Origin of the sequence: Streptomyces hawaiiensis (assembly GCF_004803895.1) — a bacterium.
GTDB classification, from domain to species: Bacteria; Actinomycetota; Actinomycetes; order Streptomycetales; family Streptomycetaceae; genus Streptomyces; species Streptomyces hawaiiensis.
In genome coordinates this window covers 7,223,294-7,240,536 of the sequence record NZ_CP021978.1, presented here as the reverse complement: position 1 = coordinate 7,240,536, position 17,243 = coordinate 7,223,294, and the positions used below count along the sequence as shown (strand labels likewise).

Here is a 17,243-nt window from a genome sequence, read left to right as displayed (position 1 = left end):
GGGCTCTACACGGTCATACGCGACGCGAGGTCTCCAGCACGCACGCCACGGCGGCGGCGACGATGTCGGCCGGCGTCTCGGTGTCGAACGACAGGTGGTAGCCGGGCACCTGGGCCGTGCCGGTGACGGCGATCCTCCATCCCTCGCCGTCGGTGCCGGGGCGACCGAGCGGGAACCAGCCAAGGTAGAAACGGCCGTCCTTCGAGCTGACGTGCACGTCAGCGCGGTCGTCCACAATCAGGTGGAAGTCCTCTGCGGAGAACTGGTCCATGACGAGCGTGGGCTGGCCGGGGCCGAGCTGCCACTCGCGCAGCCGCAGGGCTTCGACGGTGGTGGAGAAACCGGGGGCCACTGGCGCTACGGCCACAGGCAATCACCTCTCTGACCTGGTGTTTCTTGCAAGGTCGTCTACGTTGACATGCTCTCGCCCGCGTTGGCCAGCCTTTCCGCGATCTTTCCTGTCTGCCCCCGGCGAACTGCTATTCCAAGTCACTTCGCGTCGAACTCACGAAGTCACCCCACGGGAAACGGGTGGCCGACTGGGGGCCTATGGGTGCATGCTGGCCCGTTTCCCATCGTGAGGAGAAGTACGTGGAGATCCGGCCCCTTGAGGATTTGCGCGCCGCGGACGATCTGTCGCTGGCGTTCAACCCCTATGGGCTCGGCGGCCGTATGAAGCCCGAGGACGCTGCGGAGTTCCAGCAGCGGCAGATCGCCGACTGCGACCTGGCGAAGAGTGTCGCGGCTGGAACACGCGACTCCTTCGAGCGGCTGCGCACCGTCTTCGCCTACGGCGTGCTGTGCTACGACGTGTACACCATGGTCGGCGACCAGGCGCTCCTCATCTACGAACAGGCGTTGCGCGACCGCTTCATGGAGTGGTGCGCCGGCACCATCACCTTCCGCCCCACCCAGGCCCCGGACGTCTGCTACACCGTCTCGTCGTACGACGACGTCAAGAAGTGCGCGGACAGGATGGCGCGACAACACGCGAAGCTGGTCGTAGCCACCCACGCCATCGACTTCAACGGGATGCTGCACGGGCTCCGTCTGTGGGCGCGTGCGGCGGGTCTGCTTCGCGGGCGGCGCAGCCGCGCGGTCGAGGACGCGCTTGCCAAGCTGCGTAACTACGTCGCCCATCCCTCCGGCCACCATGTCGACACCCCCGTCGGGGCGGCCCGAACGGTGCGGGATCTGGCGGAGCTGATCAACCAGCTGTGGGGGCAGGCCACTCCCAATGGGCGCCTGTACCCGGCCCCTCTGCGCCGGGAGATCGCCGTGCTGAGCTGGAACGGGTCCGGGCGGACGCGGATGGAGCCCGCCGATGCTCTCACCGTCCCCGACCCCGTGGAAGATCAGGAGGACGACGAGTACCAGCACGTCGTGGTGCGGGCCATCCCCTTCGTCCCGGGCAGCCGCTGGGATGACGCTCACTGGGCGGAGTACGACACCCGCTACGAGACCACACGGTTCCCGACGGATTACCTGTGGGGGCCGGGCACCCGGGAGCAGGCCCGGGCGTGGCTGGAGCAGGAGCGCCCCGAGGGGGACAGCGTCGACTTCACCGACCGGGTGTTCCTCGTCCAGGACCACGAACGCCTGCTGCCGCCGATGCGGCCGGCGGTGGCGGCCGGGCTGCCCGACAACGAACGCGTCGGGATCTGGCATGCCGTTCGGGCCGACTTTCCCGACGACGCCTTCACGCACGTCCGAGGCTCCGCGGATCGCAGCGCCGGTCATGCCCGCCGCCCCAGTGACTGTTCTGCCTGTTCTGCTGAGGTCCTTGGTTTCGGCTCCTACGACGAAGCCCTTCGCGCTGCAGCAGCCGCCCTCGGACCGATCCGGGCGGTACAGCTGCCCTCCGTCCGGCTGCCTTCGTCGACCTTCTGGCCCGACCGACCGTGAGCGGCGCATCGCGGTGAGGCGGGTGGCAGGCCAACAACACCCGTCGCCATCGGACATGGCCGCGACTGCGCCATGACGACGGGAGTCAAGCAGATCGGCGGCCCGCTGCCCGGCATTCGGAAGGGTCCAGACCCGTGCCACAGTGATCCTCATGATCCCCGCACACATCGTCGACGAGCCGCCGCTCACCTACGCCGACAGCTTCGACGTACCGGTCCTGTTCCGTAACGGACCCGCGAACAAGCCCAAGAGGCAGTGGCGCACGGCGAAGCATGAGGCGTGGAGCGCGTCGGACGGGTTCCCGGCAACCGATGGCTGGTACGCCCCGACCACCACGTGGCGGGAGATCATCAAGGCCGCCACCGAGGTCGGCCGCGACGTCACCCCGCACCTGCAGAACCAGCCCCGGTACGCGCACGGGGAACTCGTCGCCCGGGTCTCCCCGCTGTACGCCTACCTTGGCACCCACCCCGTCACACCCCGGCACCCCGTACCGGGCGCAAAGGGCCAGCGCCTGACCCTGAACCCGGTGTACGAGCACGGCACCGAGCGCACTGCGAAGAACGCCGCCGCCTACCGGCTGGGCATGACGATGACCGAGTGGGCGTGCCGCTCCCTGCTCAGCCTCGGACAGACTCACCACCTCGAACTGGGCGGCCCCATCCCCGCCCTGAGCGGCACGTTCAAGGACCCGAAGAGGACGCTGCCCGACCTGTGGGGACGGCACGAGGCGGAAGAGATGTACTGGCTGATCGAGGCCAAGGGCGGCAGTGTCGGCGTCGGCGAGCTCCGCAAGGGGTGGGTGCAACTGGAGGCCGGCAGCAAGATTCTCGGCTCCTACAAGCACCGCATCGTCCTGGTCGGGGCGTCCGTGCGGCCCGGAGACGACCTCTTCCTCACGATCGACCATGACCTGCGCTCCGGCGAGCCGCCCCTTCTGCCTGCCGGATCCGGCGCTGACGACGCAGCGGTCGGCCCCGGCAACCTCGAAGACCACCTCGGGGACAGCGACGAAGCGCTCATCGGCGCCGCCCGTGCACAGATGCTCGCTTACCTGGCGCTGCGCTCCGCTCCCGCCTCTCAGTTGCGCACGGTACCGGTACCGGCCGACCGCGCTTCCCGCCACCGGCGTTCCGGACTGACCACCCCCTTGGAAAACGACGACCTCACCCTCGCCATGCGGGCGGACGCCCGCGGAGCGGCGCTCCACATCGAGTCGCACACCCTGCGCGCCCAGATCCGCTCCTGGGGGCTCGACGACTTCCTCACCTGCCGCATCCCTGGAACCGAGGTCCACCTCGGCATGTCCAGAAAGCTGTTCGCCGCCTGCGCACGCCTCCACGAAGAAGATCTGGCCATCGCCCAGCGCACCCCGGGACTGCGCGCCGAGGATCAGCCGGCCCTCGACCACGGGCTCAGCGACGAAGCCCAGGAAGTACAACGGCTCACCCAGCGACGGATCTTCCGCGAGCAGCAGGAGGAAGCCCGCCCACGGCTGCGCCCCCTGCTCCGCGACGCCTACGAGCGGGGAGCGACGAGCGACTGGAGCGACCTGCTGCGCCGTCCCCAGGAGCCGAAGCTCGACCTGGAGGACGACGAGGGTCTCCTCGAAGCGGCCACGCCGGAAACGTACCTGGCCGTCAGCCGCTACGACCTGCCTCCCGCACGCGCTTAGTCCGGCCCGGGCGGCGTCCGGGGTGAGTGCCAGGCCACGAAAAATTTGGTCGGGTAGCTGGGGACCATTGCTGATCCCCAGCTACCCGACCACGGGAAATGTGACTGAGCGTCCAGGTTGGCCAGTCTGAGCACCACAGTTGGCCACACCTCGCGCCTCACTTCACTGCGCAGGGAGCGCGAGCCGGCACGAACTACCGGGACTGGAACCACCAGATCCCGCCAGTCACGGCAGCGCTGCCGACCGCGTACGCAGCACCTCGGATCATGGCGAACCCGGCAACCCGAAGCATGTGTCGAGGCCCCTTGCGGAATCGGCTTGTCATTTGATCTTCCCATCTGGCCTGGTTGCCGTGCGCACAACGCGCGGCACTCGTATGCCCAGTAGGCCAACCCGTCCCACGGTGAGGGCCTCTGTGGATCGCGGGGTTCTAACTAGACTGGCCCCGTGGCGTGGAAAGAGCCCAGTGACGCCGAACGGCGACTGCGTGAGCGGCTTGCGGCGGATGGGCTATCAGTGAGCTGGGCGAAGATCCGCCGATGGCGGGAGTTCGGCGCGCTCCCCTGGAGGAAACAGCACGGCCTGGGGCGTGGGTCTGGGTCCACCTCGGAGCTCCTGCCGGAGACTTTCGTGGTCGCTGAGGCCCTGGCTTTGGCCACCATCAAGAAGAGACCCCTGGAGCAGGCGGTACTCCACGTGTTCACCACGCACCCTCGGTTCGATCAGGGCCTTGCGGCCACGTCGATACCGCTGCCCGAACGTGCGGTTCGACGCGCTTTGGCCTGGTACATGGCCCGGGACGACTCTCATCCACTTGCCGCCATCGAGAAGGCCGCCCGGTCCGCAAGCAGCTGCCCCGACAAGGCCATGGACGCCGCCCTGGAGTCGGCTCACCGCTATTTCTCAAAGCTGTACCGGCAGGCGACACAAAGAAGGCACCCACCGGGCACGACGGCACCCGATAATCTTGCCGACGCCGACGGTCTCGCCACCTTCGCCGTGGCCACAGTGCTCGGCTTCGAGAACTACGGCGCCGACGCCATCGTGGAGGCAGTCAGCAAGTCACTGCCGGAACTCGCTGACGAGTACGGCAACCAGTTGTTCGCCCAATGGAGTAAGGCCGTCCGAAAGGCAGAGGGCGTCAGCGAGAGACCATTTTCCCGCCAACCTCGCTGGCCCTCACTCGAAGACCGGGTCCAGAGGATGGAGCGGGTCGAGTATCCGGTGATCTGCACGGTCCGCGACGTGCTGGCCCTTCTCGTAGAAGCCTCCCCTGCGCTGGCCTTGGCCCGGCAAGCAGGGATCGACAATCCGGACGTACTGCACATTGAGGCAATTCGGACATCAAACCGGCGCACGGACGAATACCTGAAGCGGGCTGAGGCCATCAGCCGCCGTCCCGGGGAACGGGCCTGGAAAGGCTTCACTGGCCTTCTCCTGGACGTGTGCACCTCGCCGCGACGGCTGAGCACGTTCCAGGAGGATGTCACGGCACTGGACCCTGCCTTGGACGACGTGCCGGGCCTTGGTCGTCGCATACTCGCGAGCTGTAACGCACCCACCGCCAGCTCGGACGGCGAAGCATGAGGTCACCAAGCGCCACAAGACGCCGTTGGCCCGTTGAGCGTACGGATCTCCTCGACGTTGGACCCCGGGCCCGCACCCATTCCCCCGTCCCGGTCCTCCATATCGGGTCCCGGGCGGGCCACGTGGCACGAGGATGGGGGAACGCCGTGGGAGGCCGACGGGGAGCGAAGAGAATCAGCGAGTCTCTGGTGGAGATGGTTAGGGAAGCCGTCGCCGAGCTGATCCTCACTCCGATCACCTGGGACACGCTGCGGGCCGACCCGCTGGAGCAATGGAGTGTGGAGCTGCGCCGCGCGGTCCGAGCAGGACCGCCCGAATTCGCCGTGAATGCCCGCGGGGACGCGCCGATCTCGTAACCGGGGCTCAGCGTAGACCATCATGTCCGGCGCTGCGGGTCGGGCGCGAGCGTGATGGCCATCCAAGGCGCCGCCTCCTCGCGGTAGCTGTGTCCGACCGGGGCCAGTTCAGCGCTGCGGGAAAGACTGAAGATCGCGACCATGATCATGTCCGAGCCGTCCGCGACGGAGGTGAGCTGGGTGCGGCAGCGCTGGCAGGACCCTCGATGAAGCGTCGGCCAGGTGGAGAAGTACGTCGGCTCACCTACCGGGCCCGTCCACTTCAGAGCGTCCCTGTGGAATCCGACCCACGCCATCGCCGGCGCACCGGACAGGCGCGTGCAGTGCTCGCACGAGCACAATTCCCTGTCAAGTCTTTCTGTTCAGGTCCGTCAGACCGCCCATGATGCTGTCCCTTTCGTGGTCTAGGTGATCAAGCATCTGGAGTGCTTGGCAGGATGGTGGAGCTCTCGGTGCAGAGGGCGTCCAAGCTCTCGTTGGACCCGCACGCCGCCCGGATCTCCATTTGGGAGCCGCTTGATCCGGACGCCCTGCCAGTCGGAGGGGTCCACGCTGCCCGTCCGTGAGCGTCAAGTGACCATAAGATGTTGCGTGTTGGTGGTCTCGTAGCGCATGCGGTAGATCTCGTGGTGCATCAAGCCGCGTAGATCGGGGGAGCCGATGGCAGCCGATAACTCGAACAACACCAGCACGTCGCCTTCGCCTGGTCAGGAGCCACCCAGGCCGGACCGGCGCCCACCTGCGAGACAGCCTGTCGACCCGGCGATCACAGCGGCTCGCATCAGCGCCCGCGCAACTTTGATCGGAGCTGTGTTGGCAGCTGTGATCGGTGGCATCTTCGTTGTCGCCACCTCTGATGATGACGACGAGAAGGAAGACGCGAAGCCCTCGGCCACGGCTACTACTCACGCCGCGAAGCCACCCACCGCTTCCGCGCCATCGTCTGCGGCGTCCTCGGCCTCAGCCGATGCGGAGAGCCCCGAGCCGAGCATCGACCCAGCAAAGCCCTTCCCGGGGGAGCCGCTACCTCTCCGTCTCAACGGCGATAGCACATGCGACTACGCCAGCCACATCGACTTTGACTCGTACCCCTTCGTCACCCGAGTCGACAGGGCCGAGCCCGACGCCGAGGACGCAGCCGCACCAGCGGATCTGAATTGGTACGGCTGCTCCCCGGTCGAATTTGGGACGGCGCGAGACAGCCACGCTGGTGTCCTCTCGAAGCGCCAACCGTTCAGTAAGCAAGCCTGCGAGGCTGCCGCGAACGGCGGTGGGCTCGAAGGCATCCTCATGCACTCGAATGCAGTGGAGGAAGCCGGACTCATCGCAGGCAACTCGATCTGTGTGATCACAGACAAGGGCAGACTGGTTCGCGCTCAGATCGTTGAAGCCCCCTGGGCGCCGAACCTATCCCTGAAGATCACCACGGTCTCATAGCACTCACTGGGCATGTTTCGCGTGGCGGGGAGGCTGCGCAGCCTGATGACGGCGCCGGGAGGTGGAGTCCGGCCTTGAAGCTTGCGGGCACCTTGTCGTAGCGGATGGCCAGCCCGCGCCATTGCTTGATCTGAACCGGCCGTCCCGGGTCAGTTGGGCGCCGGATGCACTACCGATCCATTCGGCTGGATGTGGAGCGTGGGTGAGAGCGCGGTTGCGGAGAGGTCGCCGTCCTTGGGAGCAAGTTGGGCGGTGGCCTGGACGGCTCCGTGCACGCGCGTGACGGAACATCCCGGGAGAGTGAACCACGCCGTCGTGGCGGGCTCGGCCGTGAGGGACACCTCGTCCTCCGGCGCGTCGCAGGGGACCGGGTGCTCTGCGCGGACGTACCCGAGGCGAAGGCGGAGTTCCTGGCGTCCCCCCGTGTTGCGGACCAGGACACCGAAGTGGACCGCGTCCGCGGTGACGCGTGCGCAGGGGACCCATTCCACTGATCCCACCGCCCTCGGCTGGCGGGCGCAATACGTGTCGGGGTCCGTCTCGGTGAACGGCGTACCGGGTTCTGTGGACGGACGGCCGTCGTCGCTCTCGGCGGTCACCACCGTGCGGTCGGCGGCCGACCCGGGCGGGGCGGGATCGTCTGCGAACCAGTTCTGGGCCCAGGCGCCCACCACGCCCGAGAGCACAGCGGAGGCGACGACGGCCAGGGCCTTGCGCCAGGTCGGCCAAGGGGCGGAGCCAAGCGGCTCTGGAGGCGGTGTGGTCATGAGGTGCCTGCTTCTCGTCGTGCGGACTGGCAGCGGTCATCGTGATCGCTCAGCTTCACTTGGTGCATCCCGGTGCATCAGATCCGGCCACCCGCGTGCGGGCCGGTCGTACCGGGTGACGGGTTCAAGGGGACGACCGGCGCGTCAGCCACATTCCGGCGACGCCCAGGAGGAGGACCCCGCTGAGGACCAAGAGGCTGGTGTGTCCGAGGGCGCGTCCTACCAGCCAGCCCGCAGCCGCGCCCGTCGCGGCGAGGGAGGCGATCTCCAGGATGCTGCCGATCCGACCCCCGGTGCCGCCGCGCCACCGACGTACCACGAGGAGGGGGAGGCCCAAGCCGAGCGAACCGAGCAGGGCGATCAGCGGCGCGTGCAGACCGGCCGGGATAGGCAGTTTGTACGCCAGAGCCTGGATGGCAGTCAGGGTCATCAGGAGGGCGCCGATGATCGCGGTCTGGATCAGGGCGAGGTACTGCTGGTGGCGCTGCAGATGCTGCGTCGCAGTCTCCGAGGCGATCCGGGCAGTTTCGGCCACCTGTTCCCTGGCGATTTCGCTGTGGGTCACGTCGTCATCGAGGATCTGGGCGAGGTTCGAGTGACACTCGTTGTCGCGTCCCACTGTCTTCGGGGTGCCGTCCGTGCCCGTCCCCAGGACCTTCATGCCGTCGGCTGCGATTTCCAGGTTGCGTTGCATCAGGCGTATGTCGCCGGTGGCCGCGTTCGCCAGTCTCTCCTCCGCGAGGAGCCGCCGCGCCCGGACGGCAATGCTCTCGCAGCGCGCCAGGTCGCGTCGGCCAATGCGTGTGCTGGCTGGGTGTCCCACAAGGACTTCTCGCCATTCCCGGGTCAGTTCTTCGCCCTGACACCGCAGCCTGCGGAGGTGGCTGGCGATCGACGCCGCATGCGCAAGGCGTACCCGGTACTGGTTACGGACGATGGTGGCGTTAGCGAGATAGCGCGTCAGAGGCACGAGGCTGTCGTCGACGGTGGTCCAGGTCCAGTCGTCGAGCAGGCCCTCCTGCTCGTCGGTGGCGGGCCCGGTGGCGAGGAGTTCGCGGTCGGCAGAGAAGGGATCACCCCGCTGGGTGAATTCCCAGAGGACCAGTTGGCCGGTCAGGTTGACGGGGCGGGAGAGCTGGGTCTGCGGGGCCAGTTCTCGTCGGAGTTCTTCCCCCACGGCCGCGGGGTCCACGGGCGTGGGCCCGCCCGGAAGGGTGAGCGAGCGGTGGACACGGACGGACCCGATGACCGTCCGGTCGTCGTCGGTACCGTGCCCCGCGGTGGCGGCAGCTCGCGCATACGCCTCGTCCCAGTCCTGCGCGAGGGCGCGCAGCCGGGCGGCACTCTGCGCGCCGGTACGGCCGGTCCCTTCGTCTGCCGCCAGCATGATGGTGAGTCCGACCACGCCGTTCAGGCTGTAGAGCGTGGCCTGGCGTGTCGCGGTGGCGTCGGTCCGCTGGCACAGGGACCGCCCGCCGAGGCTGGCGTCCAGGTCGGTGGGGAGGGAGAGGTTGCCGCCGAGTGACGGGGTGCGGTCCATGCCGGCCTGCGCGCAGGCGTCCCAGAGGCGGCCGAGGCGATGGGTTCCCCTCAGTGCGAGCTGTTCCACTCCGAAGAAGTAGTGGAGGAGCAGTGCCTCGCGTGCGTAGCGCGCCTCACTGATCATCCTGTTCCTCAGTCTGGTCTGCCGAGGTGTCCTCCGCGCCGATCCGTTCAACGAGCACAGCATGCCGCTCAAGGACCGGCTCTGGGGCGCTGGTCGTGCCGGGCAGCGTACGCGGCCCCCGCTCCACCGGGATCAGATCCTCGACGCGGTAGAGCTCTTGCCGGAAGGTCTCATGGTCGCCCTGGTCCAGGGCCTTGGCCATGGCCGTCAGGGACACCTCGATCTCCTGCCAGTCGGCCGGCGTGAGCAGCGCGTGGGTGACGTCCTCCAGGATCTCGCGGGCCTCGTCCCGGAGATCGCTCAACTCGGCGTGCATAGTTCCCCCTTGGTAATGTCCCGGCTCCGGCCACAGAGTAGGGCATCCGACGGGACTGCAACGGGGGGCGGGACATGGACCACACACGGGGGCTCAGCAGCCGGGAGCGGGTCATGGGGCTCCTGATGGGCCTCAGAAAGGGCACGCTCGACGGCAGAGACCTCGGACTGCGCGCCTACGTGCGGCTACGCGCGTGGGAGGAGGATCCCGACGACGTGCCGGCCCTCCAGGATGCGACGGTCATGTACGCGGAGGCTCTGCGGAGCATCCCGGAGAAGCATCCCAGTCGGTTGGGACTCATCGATCAGTTGGCGGCGTGCCATCTCAATCTGTGGATCGCCAGAGGAGACCTGGACAATATCCGGCAGTCCCTTGAGCTGATGGCGGAGGCGCTCCGTCTCACGCCCCCGCAAGCCGTCCGGGACTGGGCCGAGCGGCGCTGGTACATGATGTTGATCCACGTGCTGCGGTACGGCGCCACCAAGCACGCTGGCGACCTCCGGCACGCTGACGATTTCCGCAGGGAGTTGGCGCCGTTTCTGACCGGACCGTATCGGCACCCCTGGGAGCCCGATGTCCGGGCCGCAGTGTGTCTGGCGGATGCCCAGCTCGCCGCCGTGCAAGGTGACGCGGCCGCGTGCGCCGAGCTCGTTGCCCGGGCCCGGCAGGTCCTCGGCGGATCCGTGCCGCCCACCGGTGGGCGTGCAGTTGAGACCTGGGGCGTCCTCGTCCGGCGTCGTACCCGTTTCCTGGCCGCCGCGTACGAGGACGCCGACGACGAGCAGGCGCTGGCGGAAGCACTTGCCCTGGCCTCGTGCGGCATCGACGCCTTCGGGGCGGTCCCGGGCACTCCGGCGATGCTGCTCAGGTTCCGCGGCTGCCTCCGGGCCGCCCGCTACCAGTTCCACAGACGCCGTGACGACGCCCTCCTCGCGCGGGACGACTTCGATGCCTCCCTCAGTCTCACAGAGCCGTCCCACACGAAGGCGCGAGCCGAGACGCAGTGGCGGCTCGCCCGGCTCTTCGTTCTCATGTCCGACCACCGGCAACTGGACGCGGCGGATGCGGCGCGCGTCCACGCCCTGACCATGGAGTCCCTCGCGGCCTTGGCTCCCGGGAGTACGGAACACGCGCACTGTCTGGTAGCCGTGGCCGACATCCGGCGTGAGCACACACCCGACGGGTCCACGGAGTCCCTACACGAAGCGGTGGGACTCTATGAGCAGGCGCTCCCGGTCCTACAGGACACCAACACCGGCTGGGAGGTGCACAACAGGCTCAGCATCGCTCTCGGCGCTCTGTACAAGGCGAGGGGGGACCTCGGACACCTGGACGCCGCCATCGGCCACGCGGAACGTGCGCTCACGCTGTGCCCCGCACGCGCGGCTCCGCTCAACGCCCCCCTACTGCACTCCACGCTGGGGGAATTCCTACGCGTGCGGTACGAGCGGTTCGCGCACCACGAGGACTACGACCGGGCGCTCCACCACACCCGGCATGGCTTGGAGCTGTCCCGCTATCCGGGTGGGGCGCCGCAGTGGGCGCTCCGCGTCTCCAACCACGCGCTTGTAGTCAGTCTCGGCGGCGGGGCCGAGAACCTCCAGAAGTCGGAAGATCTCCTGCACGAGGCGCTCAGCCACGCCAACTTGGCCCCGTGGGAGAGGACACACCTGCACCTCAACCTCGGGGCCACGATGCGTGAAGCCGCCGAAGCCACACAGGACCGGGAGCGGCTTCGGACCGCGATCCTCCATCTGGAGCGGGCCGAAGCCTCGGTAACCGAAGGACAGGCCCTCCCCTTGATCCGACGCAACCTGGCCCTCGCGCTCCACACCCAATGGCATCTCGAGCATCGAGCGGCCTCGCTCGACAAAGCCCACGACCTGATCGAAGCCGCCCTCGCAGACACCCCTGCAGGATCCCCACTCCGTGCCCTTCTCCTGTCCGACCTGGGCACACTCCTGGTGGCCCGCGCCCACCGGAGGCTAGGCCCCAACGAGCCCGGGAGCCCTTCGCCCGGCAGCTTGGAGGCGGCAGAGCGCGCGCGAGAAGACGTGGAGCGCGCCGTGGATGTACTGGAGGCGGCACGGAACGAGCCGGGCGCGGGACTCGCCGAGTTGGGGCTCTTCGCCACACAGTACGGCGAGGCCCTGTCCTTCCTCGGCCAGCTCACCGGCGATCCGGGGCTCATGGAGGCGTCGCTCAGGGCCCCGCGGGAGGCCATGCGGTCGCTCGACGAACAGGGACCGCACTGGGTACTGCCCGCCCTGTTCCTGGCCGACGCCCTCGTTGGCGAGGAACAAGCGTCGAACGAGCACGGGCACGAGGCCGCGGAGCTGTACGGGAAGATCGCCAGGCACCCGATGGCCGCCCCCGCCACCCGGTGGCGGGCCGCCGTAGCCCGCGCCCGAATCCTCACGGAAGCAGCGGACTGGGCAGGCGCGCTCGACGCCTACTCGACGGCCATCGCTGGCCTGCCGCAAATGGCCTGGGGCGGACTTGACTTCGACGACCGGCTGAATGTGCTGAGCAACACCTCCCAGACGGTCTCCGACGCTGCCGCCGTTGCCCTGGAGGCGGGAGCGCCTGAGCGGGCCCTTGAACTCCTCGAACACGGCCGCGGCCTGCTGCTCTCGTCCGCCCTCGACATGCGAACCGACCTGGGGGCAATCCGCCGACGCGCCCCGGAACTCGCGGCCGACCTGGCGCTCTCGCGCGATGAACGGGCCTCAGGGCGCGTCCGCGGATCGGACGACGTCGGAATTCAACGACGCCAGAGCCAGCGCCGCTGGGACCGACTCGTCGAGAAGGTGCGCCAACAGCCGGGCCTCGAGGACTTCCTGGAGCCCCTGCCGTACCAGGAACTGCTCGGCACCTCCAGCCACGGCGCCGTGGTCGTCCTCAACTCCAGCTCGCTACGGGCCGATGCGCTGGTACTCCACGACGGTCAGCTCAAAGTCGTCCCGCTGACCCGCTTCCGGCACAACAAGGCAGTCCTGCGGGCCGACGCCCTGACACGCTCGGAGCACCGGCCTGGGAACGGGGACGGTCAGGAACGTCTAGCACGTCGGCCCTATCTGACCGACGTACTGGACTGGCTGTGGACGACGGTGGCCGAGCCCGTTCTCCGCGTGCTGCCACCGGCCCCCGCGCGGGACATGAACTCCACCCCACCGCGCATCTGGTGGTGCCCGACCGGCGTCTTCAATCGCCTTCCGGTTCATGCTGCCACGCGGCTGCCCGATCCGTGCGAGCCGGACCACGGAGGTGCCGACAGCCTCGCCGACCGGTTCGTTGCGAGCCACACACCGACCCTGCGAGCCCTCAAGGCCGCACGCGAGGAGGTAGACCAGACGACTCCCGGTACGACATCACCGGTGCTTCTGGTCGGAGTTGGCAAGACACCCCCGTACACAGAGCACCCTCCTCTGGACCACGTCGCCCTGGAGATCAACGCCGTGGCCAGGCTACTCCCGGCGGCTCGGAGCCTGCGGGACGAAGAGGCTGTCCGGGACGTTGTCGTGCGACATCTCAGGACAGGCGGGTGGCTGCATTTCGCCGGTCATGGCGAGCAGGACATCGCGAACCCGGACGGTGTGCTGTACCTGTGGGATCACTACCCAAGCGGGTCGCTGCGGATCCAGGACATCGCCAGGCTCCACCTGGAACAGGCCGATCTCGCCTATCTGTCGGCCTGTGAGACCCACCGGACACCGACGGCCCATTCCGACGAACCCGTGAGCCTCGCTGGCGCACTGCAACTCGCCGGCTACCGCCACGTCGTGGCGTCCCAATGGCAGCTGAACAGCCGGCGTGCGTCCAACGTCGCCAGGGCGTTCTACGAAACCCTATTACTCACGCCCGACGGCCGCACCCGCCCACCGGGGCCACAGGCAGCCGCCCGCTCCGCGTATGCCCTGCACACGGCAGTGGGGATTCTGCGGGCACGGCGTCCGGATGCCGTGGACATGTGGGCTGCGTACGTCCATATCGGTCCGTGAACCGCGTCCCGGTTCCACTTCGTACCGCCAATCCGCTGCGGATTCAGCGGCGAATCGAGGCGGAACTCCTTGTACGCCCGCAAGTCCGCGCTGGTCGCCGACCGCCAGGGCACACCCCTCCGCCACAGCCACGACAGCAACAGCCGGATATCCGTCGCATAATTCCGACGCGACTCCCGCTCCAGACCACGGAACTCGGGCGAGAGGACGAACTGCAGCAGTTCCGTGTCCACGACGAAATCGGGCCGCACGAATACCGGATCACCCGGCCGAAGCCCCACCCCGTCCAACGCAGCTGGCAGATCACGGACCCCCAGCACCCCATCCTCCGGCAGCGGCCCCCACCGCTCCGGATCCGGAACAAACACCACCCACCACTCGTCCAACTTGCACCCCTGTGAGTCCTTGAACTCACTCAATCATCAGAGAAGCACAAGTGCGGGAAGACTGCCGGACCTCGGGTAGTGAAGCGGATACGGCCGCACAGGCAGCCGCCGGTACGTTCCCCGGCTGTTTCGGTTCCCTGGGCGTCGGCTGCGGGGGTGACGTTCATCAGGTTATCTCCCAGGCGCAATGGGCAAATTGGGCCCATCAGTGTGCCATCCATTGCGTGATCGTCAGGATCCTCTACCCGGTCGCGTGGGGCACCGAGACCTCCATGACCGCCGAAGCCTCGTCGCTGCGAACCCCATTTGTCCGCAGCGACGACGGTAAGATACGGCGATTCTCGTGGATCACGACCACACTCGCCTTGCACGCTCGGTACCGTCTGGAGTATCGGTATCGGCCACGGCGCGAACGCACCATGGATCAAGGGGAGTTCAGGTGACTGATGTGCGGCCCAGCCAGATGATGCGAGACCTCGGCGTCGTCCAGCACGGCGCCGGCATACTCGCCGAACCGGCCCGCGCCTTCGACCTGCCCGCCGAGCGCGACGAGGCCGAGGGCATCACCGACGAGCTGTTCGCCGCCATGGAGCGGATCAGCCAGGTCCACCTCTTCGCCCAGGACATGGGCATCGCGGCCCCGCAGATCGGCACGGGGCCGTGGACGTAGTAACTCTGCTCTTGCTCGGGGCAGCGGGAGGTTCCTTACGGGCGTTCGTGGACTTCTATAACCACACGATGGAGTGGCGGGCAGCCCGTCGGGCCCATCGCCAGCTGGCCCCCGTCGACCAGCCAGCCGAGGTACCAGCATTCCGAGATTTCATCGATCCCGTGCCTGACCTGGTAGCCGCCCTATTCCACACAGCGCTTGGGGCCGGTGCCGCCGCGATGTTCGGTAGCACAGGGCAGATTGACGGTGCCTACGCAGCGATTGCGGTGGGTATCTCAGCGCCGGCGCTGCTGACGCAGCTCGGTCAGTTGCAGAGCGTCGGTGACGCGGTGGCTGGCCCCCCTCCCCCCGGGGAAGCTCCTGCAGCCGCTCCAGCTCCGAGCAGCCCGAACATGGGTGGACCCGATCAGCAATCTGCGCGGCCGAACACGATCCCTCCCCCGACGCCGGGAGCAGAACCACGGAGGGCTGTATGAGCACGGAGAATTCATTCGCGCGCAGACTGATTTCAGCAACGCTCAAAACGGAAAAGCGTCACCGTGTCATAGTCGCTCGCAGCCGGGGTCGGCACTACTACAGTCTCTGGCGTCGCTGCGTGGCAGCTACTTTGAACGTCACTCTTCCTATTCCGCCAATAACCCACCGCCAATCCACCCGTGCCCAAATTGAGTTGCAAGGCGCCAGAACTCATCACGGCACCCTCAGAGCGGCAGTGCTGCTGGCAGTCCTTCTCGGAGGGGTGGCGTTGGCTGGGAGTAGCTTCGGTCGTCCAGGAATGATCACCGCCATGGCGGGCGCACTTGCTGTCATCGGGTACGCATATTGGAACGGCGACAGACTTGCGCTGCAAGCCATGCGCGCACGACCAGCTAGCGAACAAGAGGTGCCACAGCTCTATCGAATCGTGCGTGAACTGTCCGTCGACGCACGCCGTCCCATGCCATCGATCTACCTCTCGCCAACGCAAGCCCCGAACGCCTTCGCCGTTGGACGGACCCGGCGGAACGCTGCTGTGTGCTGTACCGATGGCATCTTGCGCATCCTCGATGAACGGGAACTACGCGGTGTAATTGCGCATGAGCTGAGCCATATCCACAACCGCGACGTCTTGATTTCGTCCACAATTGGTGCACTAGCCGGGGTGGTTCTATTCGTGCTCAACCTTGTCTGGCTGACTCCAGTCGGCCGTTCCGACGACGAGGGTGGCTCTACCATGCTTGGCTCGCTGCTGGTCATCCTTTTGGGTGGCCCTCTTGCTGCCTCCCTTATTCGTCTCGCGGTCAGTCGGTCCTGTGAATACAGGGCAGATGCTGCTGGCGCTTCATTGACAGGGGACCCTCTCGCCCTTGCATCAGCACTCCGCAAGCTGGAAAAGGGCACCAAACTGCTGCCGCTTCCGCCCGAGCCTCGCCTCCAGGTAAGGGGACATATGATGGCCGCCGCCCCTTTTCGCGCGGATACCCTTGTGTCGAGACTCTTCTCGACGCATGCCCCCATCCGGGAGCGCGTCGCACGCTTGGAGCACATGGCCGGCCATCACGCTGCGCCGTGAACGTTGTCCTTGACTGACGAGAGCTTGGGTGCTTCTGCTGCCACTGCCTCATCGGCGTCGCGGCGTGACGGCCGGTGATTTGCGGAAGCCCCGAGGTGTGCCACAGCCTCGCCTCCTGGGGCGCGAGTCGGCCGTCCGCGAGTTCACCCACCCCGCAAGGAACTCGGCAGCGCTGCGTGACGGCCTGCTCTCCTTAATTGCCGGACGGGTGGAGCGGGATGACGTTGTCGGGAACAGGCTGGTCTTGGCTATCGGGTTGCCGGAGGATGAGGACGGCTGCCGCGAGGGCCATCTGCTCCGCTCGATGCCGGGACGCGGCCTCGGCAGCCCGGGAGTCTTTGAGAGCTCCCTTCAGGCGGACCAGCTCCTTGCGAAGCCGCCTTTCGACTTCCGGCGTCTGGTGCGTCTCCGTACGCACCCGCGCGTAGAACTCCTCTTTGAGGTCGGCGTGGCGCTTTTGCAGCGCCATGCGGTGGACACCGGCCTCTGCGGCGAGCGCGACCACCGTGAGGCTGCCGCAGGGCCCCGGCGAGTGCCTGGATCACCCCAGGGTGGGGTGATCCAGGCACTCGCCGGGGCCCTGGTGCGCAGAGCGGCGCGATTGGCCTGATGATCGAGCCAGGTGTGAAGGTCCTCGCGGGTATCGACCCCGTCGGCCGCGAGGCGGTCGGTGATGGCGTGAGCCGTCGCGACCTTCTGTGCGTGGTTGAACTTCATGGCCACGGCAAGGTCTTCCGTGACGAGCCGGCGCTGGAAGCCGCGGACTGTTCTTGCATCAGCCCAGCTCAGTTGCAGATGAAGGAGCCGCGGTCGGAGAGTCCTCTCGTAGTTGCACCGGGGCTGGAAGCTGACGTCGCAGATGACGGCACCCATGTGGGTCCATCCGCCGGGCTGGAGAAACGGTCCGCCGCCAAGGAGGTGTCGA

The 17,243-nt window shown here is 67.6% G+C and carries 14 protein-coding genes; 8 read left to right on the top strand and 6 right to left on the bottom strand.

What is annotated here, in order from left to right; all coding sequences use genetic code 11:
- Positions 1-13: 13 nt before the first annotated feature.
- Positions 14-367 (bottom strand): SPDY domain-containing protein, encoded by a 354-nt coding sequence (locus CEB94_RS33160; RefSeq protein WP_037673256.1) that lies wholly within the window; start codon positions 365-367, stop codon positions 14-16.
- A 224-nt stretch (positions 368-591) separates the two neighbouring features.
- On the opposite strand from CEB94_RS33160, the gene CEB94_RS33155 reads away from it, so the two are divergent.
- The 4 genes from CEB94_RS33155 to CEB94_RS33140 all read left to right on the top strand — a co-directional run bounded on the left by CEB94_RS33155 (position 592) and on the right by CEB94_RS33140 (position 5,523).
- Positions 592-1,905, top strand: a complete 1,314-nt coding sequence (locus CEB94_RS33155) for a hypothetical protein (protein WP_175435653.1) — start codon at positions 592-594, stop codon at positions 1,903-1,905.
- A gap of 151 nt (positions 1,906-2,056) precedes the next feature.
- Entirely contained in the window at positions 2,057-3,580 is a 1,524-nt protein-coding gene (locus CEB94_RS33150; RefSeq protein WP_037667101.1) for a hypothetical protein, read from the top strand.
- Positions 3,581-4,027: 447 nt separating this feature from the next.
- Positions 4,028-5,167, top strand: coding sequence for a hypothetical protein (locus CEB94_RS33145; protein ID WP_175435652.1), 1,140 nt, complete (start codon positions 4,028-4,030; stop codon positions 5,165-5,167).
- 194 nt (positions 5,168-5,361) lie between these two features.
- Entirely contained in the window at positions 5,362-5,523 is a 162-nt protein-coding gene (locus CEB94_RS33140; RefSeq protein WP_175435651.1) for a hypothetical protein, read from the top strand.
- A gap of 20 nt (positions 5,524-5,543) precedes the next feature.
- Here CEB94_RS33140 and CEB94_RS33135 read toward each other — a convergent pair whose 3' ends face one another.
- Positions 5,544-5,864, bottom strand: coding sequence for a GFA family protein (locus tag CEB94_RS33135; protein ID WP_281292540.1), 321 nt, complete (start codon positions 5,862-5,864; stop codon positions 5,544-5,546).
- A 469-nt stretch (positions 5,865-6,333) separates the two neighbouring features.
- Between CEB94_RS33135 and CEB94_RS33130 the strand changes: the two genes are divergently transcribed.
- A complete protein-coding gene (locus tag CEB94_RS33130) occupies positions 6,334-6,960 on the top strand; it encodes a hypothetical protein (protein ID WP_175435649.1) in 627 nt (208 codons plus the stop codon).
- A 149-nt stretch (positions 6,961-7,109) separates the two neighbouring features.
- Here the strand turns inward: CEB94_RS33130 and CEB94_RS41270 are convergent, their stop codons facing one another.
- The 3 genes from CEB94_RS41270 to CEB94_RS33115 form a co-directional block, all read right to left on the bottom strand.
- The gene (locus CEB94_RS41270) at positions 7,110-7,727 is read right to left on the bottom strand and encodes a hypothetical protein (protein WP_246111996.1); all 618 of its coding nucleotides are present in this window, start codon (positions 7,725-7,727) and stop codon (positions 7,110-7,112) included.
- 124 nt (positions 7,728-7,851) lie between these two features.
- Positions 7,852-9,393: a CATRA conflict system CASPASE/TPR repeat-associated protein gene (locus CEB94_RS33120; protein WP_175435648.1), complete on the bottom strand. Its 1,542-nt coding sequence runs from the start codon at positions 9,391-9,393 to the stop codon at positions 7,852-7,854.
- Complete coding sequence (locus CEB94_RS33115; RefSeq protein WP_246111995.1) at positions 9,383-9,709, bottom strand: CATRA system-associated protein; 327 nt, start codon at positions 9,707-9,709, stop codon at positions 9,383-9,385. Before CEB94_RS33115 ends, CEB94_RS33120 begins: the two co-directional genes overlap by 11 nt.
- A gap of 74 nt (positions 9,710-9,783) precedes the next feature.
- Between CEB94_RS33115 and CEB94_RS33110 the strand changes: the two genes are divergently transcribed.
- The 3 genes from CEB94_RS33110 (at position 9,784) to CEB94_RS33100 (ending at position 16,318) form a co-directional block, all read left to right on the top strand.
- Entirely contained in the window at positions 9,784-13,710 is a 3,927-nt protein-coding gene (locus tag CEB94_RS33110; RefSeq protein ID WP_175435647.1) for a CHAT domain-containing protein, read from the top strand.
- 825 nt (positions 13,711-14,535) lie between these two features.
- Complete coding sequence (locus tag CEB94_RS33105; protein WP_246111994.1) at positions 14,536-14,766, top strand: peptide deformylase; 231 nt, start codon at positions 14,536-14,538, stop codon at positions 14,764-14,766.
- A 472-nt stretch (positions 14,767-15,238) separates the two neighbouring features.
- Complete coding sequence (locus tag CEB94_RS33100; RefSeq protein WP_246111993.1) at positions 15,239-16,318, top strand: M48 family metalloprotease; 1,080 nt, start codon at positions 15,239-15,241, stop codon at positions 16,316-16,318.
- Between the two features lie 193 nt (positions 16,319-16,511).
- On the opposite strand, the gene CEB94_RS33095 is transcribed toward CEB94_RS33100, so the two are convergent.
- Complete coding sequence (locus CEB94_RS33095; RefSeq protein WP_175435646.1) at positions 16,512-16,823, bottom strand: hypothetical protein; 312 nt, start codon at positions 16,821-16,823, stop codon at positions 16,512-16,514.
- Positions 16,824-17,243 lie beyond the last annotated feature (420 nt).